Origin of the sequence: Hoyosella sp. YIM 151337, assembly GCF_026041215.1 — a bacterium.
GTDB lineage: Bacteria > Actinomycetota > Actinomycetes > Mycobacteriales > Mycobacteriaceae > Hoyosella.
Genome location: NZ_JAPEIQ010000011.1, coordinates 65,514 through 78,488 on the forward strand (window position 1 = coordinate 65,514; position 12,975 = coordinate 78,488).

The window sequence follows — 12,975 nt, forward strand, 5'->3', positions numbered from 1 at the left end:
ACATACATTACGCCACGTCCGAAACAGGACGAATTCCATGCTCAGTGACTACGCTCAGGGCCATGGGGTACCACGGTCCCGCTTTCGAGCGTCCACCACGGCCAGCGTCCGTGAATCGTTCCGTTCAGCTGTGGATACTCGCCCTGATCATCGGCGTCTTCAGTGCCATCGTCGGCTTCATGACGTTCGGATCCATGCGTGAGCAGTTGATTGACGAAGTCATGGAGACGACTGAGGGTGTGACGCGTGACGAAGCGGAAACGCTCGTCACCGTCAGCAACATCATCGCCGTCGGGTTCTACCTCACGCTGCTTGGCCTGATCCTCTTATTCGTGTTCATGATGCGCGAAGGCAAGAACTGGGCCCGCATAACGCTGACAGTATTTGGCACGATCAGCGTTCTGTTGAGCGTACTGACGGTCGCCGGTGGCGGCTTCGGCGCGATTTTGCAGCTCGTCAGCGCGGGTGTTGTCATCGTTGCAATCGTGTTCATGTACCGCGGGGATGCGGCCCCATACTTCCGGCCAGCGCCGCGCAGTTAGTCACGTGTAGGTGACTGGCTGGGCGATAAGCACGAAGAGCGCGAGTCCCCACACGTAGATCGCGAAATAGCGAAACTTCGCCGCGTACAAGAGCTTCAGCACGAGCGCGAGCGCAACGGCCCCCACGACGGCTGCTGCCACGAACGCGACCGTGTACGAACCGAGGTGGATGGTCATCTCACCAGCGCGGATCACCGACCAGCCCTGTACCGCCGCAGCCGACAGGATGGTCGGGATCGCGACGAAAAAACTGAACTGAGCTGCCAGCGGGCGATAGAGACCCAGCGCCAGCGCCATCGCGATGGTGAGGCCGCTGCGGCTGAGTCCCGGGATGAGTGCCGCAGCCTGCGCGACTCCGATGCCGATCGCCACCCACACGGTGAGCTGTGCGGTACCGCGCCAGCCCGGTCCCACGGTGTCTGTCCACCACAAGATGACGCCGGTAGCGATCAGGGCAGTCGCGATGAGCGCGGGTGTGGCGAAGACTTCGGTACCGAATGCGCGGATGAGCAGGCCTATCACACCGGTAACGGCCACCGTCACTGTGCCGAGTAGGGCTAGCCGAATGTAGGTGAGCTGACCAGTGCGGATGCGCGTCGTCACCGGGCTGGTCGCGGCGGCGCCCGAAAGCGAACGGGTATCCGACCACAGCCCCCGAACCAGCCGGGCAAGCGGTTTGCGCATCACCACGACGATTGACACGAGCGTGCCCACATGCACGACAATGTCGAAGAGAATCATCTCCGGTGAGTCCGGTGCAGGAATTTCTGAGCCGCCGCCGATGAGCACATGCTGGGCCAGCGCAAGGTGACTGGTAGAACTGACCGGGACGAACATGAAGACGCCCTGGATGATGCCGAGGACGAGAGCCTCGAGCGTCGTCACAGACCGTCTCCTTTCCCGCTGGGGAGCTAGCTAGCGCGGCAATCGGTTCCGAGCCACAGTCAGACCCTACAGGCAAAGCCAGGAATTCCGGATCAATGCTTGCGCGGGTGGAAGACCCAAGGGCGGCGCTGTATGCGCGCGGGATCGAAAGACTGAAGGAGACCGGAGGGGGTCATTTCGTGCGCCTCACTGAGCGCCAGTGACTGCGCGAGCATGCCGACCACTTCAGTGGGCTTTTTCGTCAGTTCGGAAAGAGTGATCGCGCCGTCTCGCTTGGCCAGTCGCTTGCGGTGCGGGCCAAGGACGAGGGGTACGTGCACGTAGTGCGGCGCGGGAATTCGCAGCAGACTGGCGAGATAGCTTTGCCGTGGCGCGGACGTCAGGAGATCATCGCCGCGAACGACCTGATCGACGCCGGTTGCCGCGTCGTCCAGCACGACTGCCAGGTTGTAGGCGGGCGTGCCGTCACCGCGGCGCAGCACAAAATCGTCAACCACGCCGCTGAACCGCCCGTGGAATTCGTCGGTGATCGTGTACTCGCTAACCGAACTTCGCAACCTGACCGCGGCTGGTCGTCCGGACCCCCGCCGAGCGGCCCGGTCTGCTGCGCTGAGGTCACGGCACGTGCCCGGGTATGCGCCGGGTGCTGCGTGCGGTGCGGACGCTGCGGCATGTATCTCGCGACGCGAGCAGTAGCACTCGTACGTCAGCCCCCTCGCCGCGAGTTCGCCGACCGCTTCTTCGTAGTGCTGCCGCCGATCGGACTGGTGGATCACATCGCCGTCCCAGTCCAATCCGAGGGCTTTGAGGTCGGCGAGCTGGCGCACAGCGGATTCCGGGCGGACACGGTCGTCAAGGTCTTCCATCCGAAGGAGGAAGCGCCGGCCGGTTGAGCGGGCGAATAGCCATGCGAGCAGCGCTGTGCGCAGGTTTCCGATGTGGAGATCGCCGGTGGGGCTCGGGGCGTAGCGGCCTGCGGGCAGTGCGGTATCCACCCGTCGATCCTACGTCCGTCAGCAGACGCACTCTTTGTCGCAGCACGAGACGTCTTCGACCATCATTCCGGCGAGCTTCCAGGCACGCAGGGCGGTGGTATCGCGGTCGAGCCGCTCACCGATAACGTTCGCGACATGTGCGAAGCGCTGCCGGAACTTGTAGATAAAGCACAAGTGCAGGTTCTTGTGGCGAACACTGGGTCCGCTGAGGAAAAGCCCCGGGTGCAGCGTCGATTCGTCATCCGCGGTGAGCAGCGGCCATCCATCAGCCCGTCGCTCGAACAGCTGCGCCACCGGTCCCAGATTTGGGCGGTAGCCCGTGGCGAGTATGGGCGGGGCAGTCGAGACGTATCGTGCGCCGGTGGCATCGGTGACGGAATAGGCGCCGTTCGTCCGCGTGATTGCGGTCGCTGCGTGCGGTACGAGGCTGAGGTTGTCGCTCGCCTGGGAGACCCGCAGGCGTTGACGCGTACGCGGAGCGAGCGTGAGAGATGGGTCGGATCCAGTGTTTTCCCAGGGCTTTGCGGGGTCGAGGACGGTGACGCGGTGGCCCCGCGCTACTAACGAGCACGCGATGTCGATACCAGATTCGTAGCCGCCGATAACGACCAGACGTGACGCGGGTGGAGGTTCCCACGCGTCGGCCCGCGAGCTGTGGCGGCCCAGGTCAGCACCGGGGATGTCGAGCATGTGCGGAGCCGCGAACTCGCCTCCGGCCCAGATAAGGGAGCGTGCGGTGAGGACGCCGCGCGGGGTGCCGACGGTGTAGATGCCGCGGTCGTACCGCACAGTCTCGATCGGTGTGTTCTCCACGACAGGCAGTTCGAAGCTCTCGGTGACCTTGCTCAAGTAGTGGGCGTAGGCCTCGCCGGAGGGGTAGTCCGTTTGCAGTAGGAGCGCCGGTGACGTCTCTGGGTGGACAGCGTTGATGTCGATCGCGCCAAATGCGTTGCCGGTGAAAGACGGTGTGAGAAAACGTGTCCAGCGTGGCCAGTCGCGATATGACTGCCCCACACTCCCGCGTTCGAGCACTCCAAAGGTCAGGCCCTCCACGGCCTGCAAGGCTAGAGCACTGCCAATCCCGGCGGGACCGCCACCGGCGATGAGGACGTCGACTGTGGGAGAGGCTTCGGTGCGTGACACACCATAACGATAATCATTACTAATAGCTGCCGCTACCAACCTCTGCGCGAGGGGCGGTGCAAACCGCGTCTCTGCGCCGCCGGCGCAACCCGTGAGCAAGAAGGGTGAGGTGCGGAAACTCGGCGAGCATCGCAGTGACGATCACCGCGTATATCACCGGCTGATCGGGAAGGGCAGCCATGGTGAGCGCGAGCATGAGTGGCGCGTTGCGGGCACTCGCCGTCATTGTCAGCGCGGTGCGTTCCGCTTGCGGCAAGTGCGCCGCGCGTCCGAAAGCCTCGGAAATGGCTAGCATCGAGAGGAAAAAGACGGCCACCGCGGCGAGCGTCAAGGGGACGACGGAAGCAGTCTCGACGATGGCCGGTGTATGTGCCGCGAAGATCTCGAAGACGAGTAGCGCAAGGACTGCCAGTGCGAGCCGGTCTGACTGCAGTTGGAAGGCTGCTGTCCGCTTGGCGAACGTGATCGCCACGCGCAGTACTCCTGCGACTGCCAGGGGGAGTGCGAACCATATCGCGAGGGTCTCCGCAAACGCGCCGAGTGTCATGCCAGTTGCCTCATCGGCGGCGAACCAGACGATGACAGGAAACAGCAGTGCTTGTGTTGCCAGGTTGACCGGGATGAGGGCGGCGCCTTCTGCAGTTGCACCACCCGCAAGTTTGGTGAAGGCCAAGTACCAGTCGGTGCACGGCGCGGCGAAATAAATGATGAGACCTATCATCGCTGCCGGATGACCGTTGAGGAACGCCCATGCGAGAAACGCCCCGAGCGGCGCAGCGATCAGGAAGTTGGTTACCCACGCCGCCGAGGTGAAGCGGAGGTTGCGGACAGCGTGACGCAAGTGCTCGCTGGTCAGCGGCAGAAACAGCATGACAAGGAGTACGAAGATCGTGAGGTCTATAAGGTCCTCGAATGCACTGCCCACGGTGGGGGCGGTAATTCCAGTCACTGCGCCGAGTGTGATGGCGCTGAGCAATAGGGCGAGCGGAGTGGCAGTCACGGGAGTCCTTGGTTCGGCAGCTTAATGAAAATTATAGTCATTAGTGTCCGGTGGGATCTGCCCCGTTGTTGGGAATGTGCCCGTGCCGTGGCCGGGGCACATTCCCGGCGAGCGGGCCTCTGGAAAGGCCACCGGCGGGTGTGACGCCCGGGGGGTCGATCGTGAAGGATTGGGGCGCTGTCGGCACCCGGATCCTTCCGGATTGCGGCCCACCTGCGCGAGGCGGCTAAACCGCAGGCCTGCCAGCATGAGGAATGCCCCAGAAACGGAAAAACCGAACCCCTCAAGGGTTCGGTTTTTCCGTAATCTCGTGCGAGATCACACGCGCGGAGGATAGGGGATTTGAACCCCTGAGGGCTGTTAACCCAACTCGCGTTCCAGGCGAGCGCCATAGGCCGCTAGGCGAATCCTCCACGGGGGATGATACCGGGTTACCGGGGGAGAAACGCAAACTCGGGCTCCGTTCGGGTGCGGCGAGCGCTGCGGGCGCCCTCCCGGCGGGGCGGTTCTGCGGACCCGCGCAGGAACGGCTACACTGTCTCACGGATCCCGCGTGGCGTGCATCCTGTGAACCCCCCCAGGGCCGGAAGGCAGCAAGGGTCAACGGGCTCTGACGGGTGCGCGGGGTCCCCCAACTTCTTCGTGAGAGGCGGGGCTATATATGGCGTCGATCGAGACTCTTGGCCGTGATGAATTGCAGACCGAGGCGAACCGGCTGGAAGATCTTTACTCAGCACTCAAGGCAAAGAATCTCACTCTCGATCTGACGCGCGGAAAGCCCTCGCCGGAGCAACTTGACCTCGCGAATGCACTACTCACGATGCCGGGCCCGGATTTCCGTGACGCGAGCGGCACCGACTGCCGCAACTACGGCGGTCTCGACGGCTTGCCGGAGCTCCGCGCGATCTTCGCCGACATATTGGGAATCCCGGTCGGAAACGTGCTGGCGGGCAACAACTCCAGCCTCGAGATCATGCACAACACGCTGGTCTACCAGCTGTTGCGGGGCAATGCAGATTCGCCACGGCCGTGGTCCGCGGAGCCAGTCGTCAAATTCCTGTGCCCCAGCCCCGGGTATGACCGGCATTTTGCCATCTGTGAGCACTACGGGATCGAGATGATCCCGGTGCCCATGCTGCCGGACGGCCCAGACATGAAGGTCGTGACCGAACTTGTCAATGACCCTCAGGTCAAAGGCATTTGGGCGGTTCCCACCTATTCGAACCCGACGGGTGTCACATTCTCGGAAGAAGTAACGCGAGCCCTCGCGACGATGCCGACTGGCGCGCCCGACTTCCGGGTGTATTGGGACAACGCGTACGTTGTGCATCCGATTACTCCCGCCGACGCGCCCGTCCACGACATTTTGGGCATGGCAGCTGAAGCGGGAAATCCCAACCGGCCGTTTCTTTTCGCTTCTACATCGAAGATCACATTCGCTGGAGCAGGCGTCGCGTTCTTCGGCGGCTCCGACGAAAACCTGGCCTGGTACAAGGGCAATCTCGGAAAGGCGTCAATCGGGCCAGACAAGATCAACCACCTGCGGCACCTGCGGTTCTTCAAAGATGCTGCAGGCGTCCGTGCGCACATGGCGAAACACCGGGAGATTCTCGCCCCGAAGTTCCAGGCGGTGCTCGACATTCTCGATGACCGGCTAAGTGAGGCGAAGGTCGCGACCTGGTCTGAACCAGAGGGCGGTTACTTCATCAGCCTCGACGTCATGGACGGCACCGCGAAGCGCACTATTCAGCTCGCCAGAGAAGCGGGTATTGCGCTGACCGCTGCGGGATCGGCATTTCCGTACGCGAAGGACCCCAACGATCGCAACATCCGGCTCGCGCCGAGCTTCCCGTCGATGGACGATCTGCGGACCGCGATGGATGGAGTTGCGACCTGCGTGTTGTACGCGGCGGCAGAGAAGCAGCTGAACAGCCTCTGAGCTGCCGGAGGCAGGCGACCGGAATTGTGCCGTTCTGTCCCGTCCGGCTACGAGTGCGGCTAGTGTTGCGGTGACCCGGCGATCAGCGGGCGTCGACTCGTTGCGTTCAAGTAGGAGACGGTGGCCATGAAACTCCGGCGCATTGGGGTAATCGCGGGGACAAGCGCGCTCGCCTTGGCAGCAAGCGCAGGGATAAGTGCGGCGAGCGTCGCCGGAACCGCAACAATCGACGCAACCGCCAATAATGTGAGCGCGGTGATCGCAGCAACGAGCGACAACGCCGGCTTCACCTGTGAACTCGAAGCTGCGGGCACCTTCGAAGGGTCACTCTTGGTCGTGCGTATCACGGCAAGAGATGGACAAGACAATGACCCAGACAATGAGGCGGACGGGGTCCTCAACACTACGCTGACGATATCGAACCTGCCTGATGGCGAGTACACAGTCCGGGTCCGCTGTGACGACGGAGTGGACGATCGAGTCACCCTGGCCGAGAAGGTAGTCACGCTGCCCGCGGAAGAAGAGCCATCTCCGCCGGGGTTTGACTTCTTCGGGAGCCTCGAGTTGCTCTTCGGCAGCAGCTAGGGCCTACTCACCGGGCTTCGTCGCGTGCACATACTGCACTACGCCGCGCAGGTCTTGGTCCACCTCGACCAGCCCAGCCGAGCGGAAATACTCCGTGAATGCGCTGACATCGAACATTCGCAGCCCAGTGAGCGCGAGCACCCGCCGCTGAGCGCGCCTGACTGGCCGGTGCTCGGATGCGCGGGTAGCCATCACGGAGATACGCCCGCCGGGTTTGAGGACGCGAATCATCTCATCCACCACGCGGAACGGCTCCGGGATGAGATACAACGCCGCGTAACACGTCACCGCGTCTAACGAGCCGTCGGGAAACGGGAGGTTTGCGGCGTCGCCGCGCAGATAAACCGCGTTCGGCCGGTTGTTCGTCTGAGCGGCTTTCCGCAGCATCGGCCGGGAAATATCCAGGCCGATCGCGAGCCCGCCCGGCTCGAGTGCGTCAGCGAACGCGGCAGTGAAGTTGCCTGGACCACACGCGACGTCAAGGACCGCGCACTCACCGTGCAGACGCAGCGCGTCGACGGTCTTGTCGCGTTCAGCGCGGAAATGCGCCACGTCGAAACCCATGAACGCAATCACACCGGCTGGGCGCCAGATCCGTTCGTAGATCGTCGCCAGCAGCGGAAACTCCATCGTGTGCTGGGCCAGCGACTTCGACTCCCGCTGCGGCTCGTCAGGCAGAACGTCGACGTATCCGTCCACGAGCCGCGCTGATCCGGCGACGCGGCCCTCGTCGAGACGTGGTGTTACCCGGTCGAGAGCATTGTTAATTCGGAATCCGTCGCTGGCCACTCTGCCTCCTGACGTTTGATACTCCCCGCTGAGCCTTGTCGCCATTCTGCCGTCCCATTCCTGTGAGCGCGAGCGTTCATTCGTCGGACCCGACCGGTACGCTGACCGCGTGGCGCTTTACCGCAAGTATCGACCGGCTACGTTCGCTGAGGTTGTCGGTCAGGAGCATGTAACCGAGCCGCTCAGTGCAGCGCTGAATGCGAGCCGGATCAACCACGCGTACTTGTTTTCGGGGCCCCGGGGCTGCGGTAAGACGTCGTCAGCGCGCATTCTTGCACGGTCCCTCAACTGCGAGCAGGGGCCAACGGCCACGCCTTGTGGAACATGCCGGTCCTGCGTCGCGCTCGGGCCCGGGGGCCCTGGAAATCTAGACGTCATCGAGCTCGACGCTGCCAGCCATGGCGGTGTTGACGATACGCGGGAACTGCGGGACCGGGCGTTCTATGCGCCTGCGGAGTCGCGGTATCGAGTGTTCATCGTGGACGAGGCGCATATGGTGACGAACGCGGGCTTCAACGCGCTTCTGAAGATAGTTGAGGAGCCCCCGGAGCATCTGATTTTTATCTTCGCGACCACTGAGCCCGAGAAGGTGCTGCCCACAATCAAATCGCGCACCCACCATTATCCTTTCCGGCTGCTGCCGCCGCCGGTGATGCGCGGACTGGTCGAACGCATCTGTGCGAGCGAAAACGTGCAGGTTGCGGACGCGGTGTATCCGCTGGTGATCCGTGCGGGCGGCGGCTCACCTCGTGACACGCTCTCGGTGCTTGACCAATTGCTCGCCGGTGCGGGCGACGAAGGCGTGACGTATGAACGTGCCGTCGCACTGCTGGGGCTCACCGACGTCGTACTGATCGATTCTGCGGTTGACGCCCTCGCGAACTCCGACGGTGCCGCGCTATTCGCGACAGTGAATGCAGTGATGGATGCTGGGTTTGATCCACGCCGCTTCACTGCGGACCTGCTGGAGCGGTTCCGCGACCTGATCCTTGTGCAAGCCGTCCCGGACGCGCTGACGAGCGGCCTGGTGGACGCCCCGACTGACGCGCGTGGACGCATGCTTGCAGACGCGGAGCGTATTGGCCCGGCGACCCTTGCCCGCTATGCGGAACTTCTGCATGCCGGATTATCGGAGATGCGGGGCGCGACCGCGCCGCGTCTTCTTCTGGAAGTTCTCTGCGCCCGCATGCTACTGCCCGCGGTTTCCGACTCTGAGTTGGCGTTGCTGCAGCGCTTAGAGCGGTTAGAGCAGGGAACTTCAGCCGCAGTCACAACGATGGCGGCCCCGTCGGCAGCATCATCGGCTGGGCCAGTTTTCGAACGGCCGTCGCAACGCCGCACAGAGGGGGCTGGGGCGGAGGTTGCGAGTAGGTCCGCGTCAGCCGCGCCAACCCAGCCCACCGCACCACCGAGGCCAACCCAGACCGCGCCAACCCAACCCGCGGTCGACGCCCCTGAACAGGCTGCTGCCGCACCCCCGCCGCCACGGGCCGATCACAGTCCCGTGTTATCGCAAGGATCTGGCGTGCCGCAAGAGGCTGCGGTTGCTGCGGGAGACCCTCCAGCCACAACGCTTGCTGCTTCGCCTCCATCGAGTGCTGCTAGCGATGGCGCAACGAGTCTCACTGTCTCTGTGGTGGAAGCGGCATGGACGATCATCTGCGCGAAGGTTCGGGAGCAAAGCAAGATCGCGGGCGTGATGTTGTCCGGCGCGAAAGTCGCCGACGTTCGCGGTGACACGGTCGTCCTCAGTCACGAGACCCCGGCGCTCGTCGCCCGGCTGAAGGAACCGCGCAGCGCGGATATCGTGCTTGCGGCGTTCCGCGATGCCCTCAAAACCGACTGTAATGTCGTGTGGGGCGGCGAGCCGCCGCGCGCGGCGCGCAGCCAGGCTGCCACCCAGGAGCGGCAGCAGTCGCCCCAGCGCGCTCAGCCTGCGAAGCGCCCTCAGTTCGTGCGCAAGTCCGCGGCGCAGCAGCCGGCGCCCCAACAGGCGCGCTCGGGCCCCCGGGCCCCACGCGAACACGGCGGGGCAACGGACGACGTACCGCCGCCAGAAGACCCGGGATATCCGGACGATCCTGGCCCATCGTCATCCGGCGGAACGCCCGCAGCTCCGGCTCCAGAAGATGAGGATGCGCTGCTTGAAGAAGCACGACGCGCTGAAGCGGACGGCACCAATGACTCCGCTGCCGCGCGCCGCGACCCGGAGGAGATCGCGATCGAATTGCTCAGCGCGGAACTCGGCGCGCGGCGCCTTGAGTGACCGGTGGCCGGGTCAGCGCTGCCACCACTGGCCGAGCGGTACCTGAGCATCACCGTCACGGGTTGTCTTGACTGCCAGAACCTGGTGCAGCTGGATCGAGTTCTTCTCGAACGCTACCCGTGAGCCTGAAATGTAGAGCCCCCAGACGCGGGCCGTGCCCACGTCAGACGCTGCAACGCACTCATCCCAATGCCGTGCAAGGTTCGCGTTCCAATCGCGCAGCGTCATCGCGTAGTGTTCGCGGAGGTTTTCCTCATGACGCACCTCGAATCCAGCGTCATGGATCGCCGAGACGATGAAACCTGGCCCGGCGAGCTCGCCATCGGGGAAAACGTAGCGATCAATGAAGTCGCCGGCACGTTTGCTCTGCAGATTGTTCGGCCGCGTGATGCAGTGGTTGAGCAAGCGTCCGCCCGGACGCAGCTTCCCGCGCAGGAACGAGAAGTAGGACGGGTAGTTGTCCAGGCCGATGTGTTCGGTTAGGCCAATCGAGGAAATCGCGTCAAACCCTGACTCGGAGATATCGCGGTAATCGCTGAAACGGACCTCAGCGAACTCGCCCAGCCCGTCATCCGCGATCATTTTCTGCGCCCACTCGGCTTGTTTCTGCGACAGCGTCGCACCGATCACGTGGACACCGCGCTTCGCCGCAAAGCGAACCATGCCGCCCCACCCGCACCCCACATCGAGCAGCCGATCCCCAGCTTTCAGTCCGAGTTTTTCGAACACTAGCCGGTATTTGTTTTCTTGGGCTTCCTCGAGAGTCGCGTCAGCATGGGGATAGGCTGCGCACGTGTACGTCATCGACGGGCCGAGTATGTACTCGTAGAACTCATTCGACACGTCGTAGTGGTGCTGGATCGCCGCAGCATCACGATTCTTGGAGTGCAGGAAGCCGATCGCCATGCGGCGCCAGCGCGGCATGTTTTCCTGCGGTGGCGGAGCCACCGGGCGCAACCTCTCCCAGCCCAGGGACCGCATGATCGACGCGATCGTCGCCGCCGAAGGACGCCGCACCCGGACGTCGTACGCCAAGATCTTCATGATCTCGTAGGGGTCACCCGGATGCACACCGCTGACGTCGAGATCACCGGACACGTACGCGCGGGCGAGCCCGAGGTCACCCGGGGCCGTTGCCAGGTAGGTGAGACCGCGCGGCGTTTTCAGATGCAGGCCATACGGCGCATTCACGGGTCCAAAGGAGCTGCCGTCGTACGCCGTGAATCGAATCGGAATGTCCCGACCGAGAACAGCACTGACAATCTCGGCGATTGTCATCTTCTCAATCTGAGGCGCCGTGAAAACTGCCATCATCGTTGCTGCACCGCCTTCGCGTAGAGATCAAGTAGCCGGCCCTTGGGGTCGTAGCGTTCTTTGAGGCTGGTATAGGTATCACCGCCGTACAGCGCGTCAAACTCGTCGCGGTCATAGAAAGACTCGGAGTACAGCGACTTGTGGCCGTCGAGGTGATGCACTTCCCGCTCGATCTGCCGGTTGGTATACCCGTCTTCCTGGCCTGGCTGGACCGGTACCGCGGACCAGAACCCTGCATTCACGTACGTCCGCTGCGGCTCCAGCGGGTAGAGCGGCCACGGCCGGGCCGTCCGCGAAGTCCCATCCGCGGATGCCCCGCGGGTGCGGCCAAGACGCAGCGGACACAGCCATACCGGCTCAATCGGCACGTTCGCGAGAAACCATCGCAGGAACTCCGCGGTGTTCTCAATGGGAACCTCGATGTCCTGGACGACCCGCTCTCTCGGAAGGTTGCCTTGTCGGCGCTCAAGGTAGTCGGCGAGACCGATCCGCCTATCGAGGGCGATTAGTTTCCAATAGAAGCTGCTGCGCCGCAGCTGCTTCGGCCACAAGCGCCGGACTACTGGGTGCTGCGCCCCGAAGGCGCGTGAGCACCAGAACCAGTCGGTGTCCCAACGCCAGAGATAGTCGCGAATTGTCAGCCGGTCCACGAGCGGGGTATCGGCACCACCATGCTGGATCGACCGGTAGTAGATCTCGTTGCCAGTGTAGTCGCTCACAGGACCGGGCTCGCTGGTTTGCCTTCCCAGTGTCAGATAGCTCTCCGTGGCTGTAAACATGACACCATCGAGGTAGTGCACCGGTTCATCCGCATACGCATGTTCGCGGCACACCATGTCCATTGTGGTTTGAAGATCATCGAGGCTCGTGAAGCGAAGGTGCCGCAATTCGACGAACGGTTCGACTGGCTCAAGTTTGATCCGCAAACGTGTTGCGTACCCGAGGGTGCCATAGGAATTAGGGAAGCCCCAGTACAAGTCGTCGTGTTCCCCGCCCGGCCGCGCCGTGACCACCTCACCGGAACCGGTGAGAATGTCCATTTCGAGGACGGACTCGTGCGGCAAGCCGTTCCGGAACGAGGCGGACTCTATGCCCAGGCCGGTGACAGCACCGCCGAGAGTGATTGTTTTCAGTTGCGGCACAACGAAAGGCGTCAAACGGTGGGCGAGCGTCGCGTCAACAAGGTCCTCGTACGTGCACATGCCGCCGACGTCGGCGGTACGCGCGTCAGGGTCGATGCTGATGACTCGGTTGAGCCCCGACACGTCAAGGCCTGGAGCCGTAGTCTTTTCACGCGGACGAAAGAGGTTCGATGTCTTCTTCGCCAACCGGACGGGACTGTCGTCGGGGATGGCCTGGTAGCTTTCGATCAGCCGTGTGACCGCAGCCTTATGCGCCGCCAGACGGGCATCAGCAGTGCCGCTGGGAGTCGTTCCAGAATTCGAGCGCGAGGGCAAACGAAGGCTCCACACATTATCGACCATAGCCCGATCTTGACCGTTCTGCGTGCACTGAGG

General features: G+C 63.3%; 11 protein-coding genes, 1 tRNA gene and 1 other RNA gene. 5 read left to right on the forward strand and 8 right to left on the reverse strand.

Annotated elements, in window-relative coordinates; genetic code table 11:
• Window positions 1–62: 62 nt before the first annotated feature.
• A complete protein-coding gene (locus tag ONR57_RS05040; protein ID WP_265121910.1) occupies window positions 63–542 on the forward strand; it encodes a hypothetical protein in 480 nt (159 codons plus the stop codon).
• On the opposite strand, the gene ONR57_RS05045 is transcribed toward ONR57_RS05040, so the two are convergent.
• The 5 genes from ONR57_RS05045 to ONR57_RS05065 all read right to left on the reverse strand — a co-directional run bounded on the left by ONR57_RS05045 (window position 543) and on the right by ONR57_RS05065 (window position 4,978).
• Window positions 543–1,427, reverse strand: coding sequence for an undecaprenyl-diphosphate phosphatase (locus tag ONR57_RS05045; RefSeq protein WP_265121911.1), 885 nt, complete (start codon window positions 1,425–1,427; stop codon window positions 543–545).
• A gap of 92 nt (window positions 1,428–1,519) precedes the next feature.
• The gene (gene gluQRS / locus ONR57_RS05050) at window positions 1,520–2,422 is read right to left on the reverse strand and encodes a tRNA glutamyl-Q(34) synthetase GluQRS (RefSeq protein ID WP_265121912.1); all 903 of its coding nucleotides are present in this window, start codon (window positions 2,420–2,422) and stop codon (window positions 1,520–1,522) included.
• Between the two features lie 18 nt (window positions 2,423–2,440).
• Window positions 2,441–3,565 carry an NAD(P)/FAD-dependent oxidoreductase gene (locus ONR57_RS05055; protein ID WP_265121913.1) on the reverse strand — a complete coding sequence of 375 codons (1,125 nt, stop codon included), beginning with the start codon at window positions 3,563–3,565 and terminating at the stop codon, window positions 2,441–2,443.
• A 19-nt stretch (window positions 3,566–3,584) separates the two neighbouring features.
• Window positions 3,585–4,565, reverse strand: a complete 981-nt coding sequence (locus ONR57_RS05060; protein WP_265121914.1) for an arsenic resistance protein — start codon at window positions 4,563–4,565, stop codon at window positions 3,585–3,587.
• 327 nt (window positions 4,566–4,892) lie between these two features.
• Window positions 4,893–4,978 (reverse strand) — tRNA-Ser (locus ONR57_RS05065).
• 128 nt (window positions 4,979–5,106) lie between these two features.
• On the opposite strand from ONR57_RS05065, the gene ffs reads away from it, so the two are divergent.
• The 3 genes from ffs to ONR57_RS05080 all read left to right on the forward strand — a co-directional run bounded on the left by ffs (window position 5,107) and on the right by ONR57_RS05080 (window position 7,089).
• Window positions 5,107–5,201, forward strand: an RNA gene (ffs, locus tag ONR57_RS05070) — signal recognition particle sRNA small type.
• Between the two features lie 25 nt (window positions 5,202–5,226).
• Window positions 5,227–6,504 carry an aminotransferase class I/II-fold pyridoxal phosphate-dependent enzyme gene (locus ONR57_RS05075; RefSeq protein WP_265121915.1) on the forward strand — a complete coding sequence of 426 codons (1,278 nt, stop codon included), beginning with the start codon at window positions 5,227–5,229 and terminating at the stop codon, window positions 6,502–6,504.
• A 126-nt stretch (window positions 6,505–6,630) separates the two neighbouring features.
• Entirely contained in the window at window positions 6,631–7,089 is a 459-nt protein-coding gene (locus ONR57_RS05080) for a hypothetical protein (protein WP_265121916.1), read from the forward strand.
• 3 nt (window positions 7,090–7,092) lie between these two features.
• Here the strand turns inward: ONR57_RS05080 and ONR57_RS05085 are convergent, their stop codons facing one another.
• Window positions 7,093–7,878, reverse strand: coding sequence for a class I SAM-dependent methyltransferase (locus ONR57_RS05085; RefSeq protein ID WP_265121917.1), 786 nt, complete (start codon window positions 7,876–7,878; stop codon window positions 7,093–7,095).
• Window positions 7,879–7,987: 109 nt separating this feature from the next.
• Between ONR57_RS05085 and ONR57_RS05090 the strand changes: the two genes are divergently transcribed.
• On the forward strand, window positions 7,988–10,144 hold the full coding sequence (locus tag ONR57_RS05090) for a DNA polymerase III subunit gamma and tau (protein WP_265121918.1): 2,157 nt from the start codon (window positions 7,988–7,990) through the stop codon (window positions 10,142–10,144).
• A gap of 12 nt (window positions 10,145–10,156) precedes the next feature.
• Here the strand turns inward: ONR57_RS05090 and ONR57_RS05095 are convergent, their stop codons facing one another.
• Window positions 10,157–11,458: a class I SAM-dependent methyltransferase gene (locus ONR57_RS05095; protein WP_265121919.1), complete on the reverse strand. Its 1,302-nt coding sequence runs from the start codon at window positions 11,456–11,458 to the stop codon at window positions 10,157–10,159.
• A complete protein-coding gene (locus ONR57_RS05100) occupies window positions 11,455–12,942 on the reverse strand; it encodes an FAD-binding oxidoreductase (RefSeq protein WP_265121920.1) in 1,488 nt (495 codons plus the stop codon). Before ONR57_RS05100 ends, ONR57_RS05095 begins: the two co-directional genes overlap by 4 nt.
• Window positions 12,943–12,975 lie beyond the last annotated feature (33 nt).

Coding starts and splice junctions, on each gene's coding strand:
- ONR57_RS05095 (WP_265121919.1), bottom strand. CDS start 11,458: ATGATGGCAGTTTTCACGGCGCCTCAGATTGAGAAGATGACAATCGCC.
- ONR57_RS05040 (WP_265121910.1), top strand. CDS start 63: ATGGGGTACCACGGTCCCGCTTTCGAGCGTCCACCACGGCCAGCGTCC.
- ONR57_RS05100 (WP_265121920.1), bottom strand. CDS start 12,942: ATGGTCGATAATGTGTGGAGCCTTCGTTTGCCCTCGCGCTCGAATTCT.
- ONR57_RS05075 (WP_265121915.1), top strand. CDS start 5,227: ATGGCGTCGATCGAGACTCTTGGCCGTGATGAATTGCAGACCGAGGCG.
- ONR57_RS05080 (WP_265121916.1), top strand. CDS start 6,631: ATGAAACTCCGGCGCATTGGGGTAATCGCGGGGACAAGCGCGCTCGCC.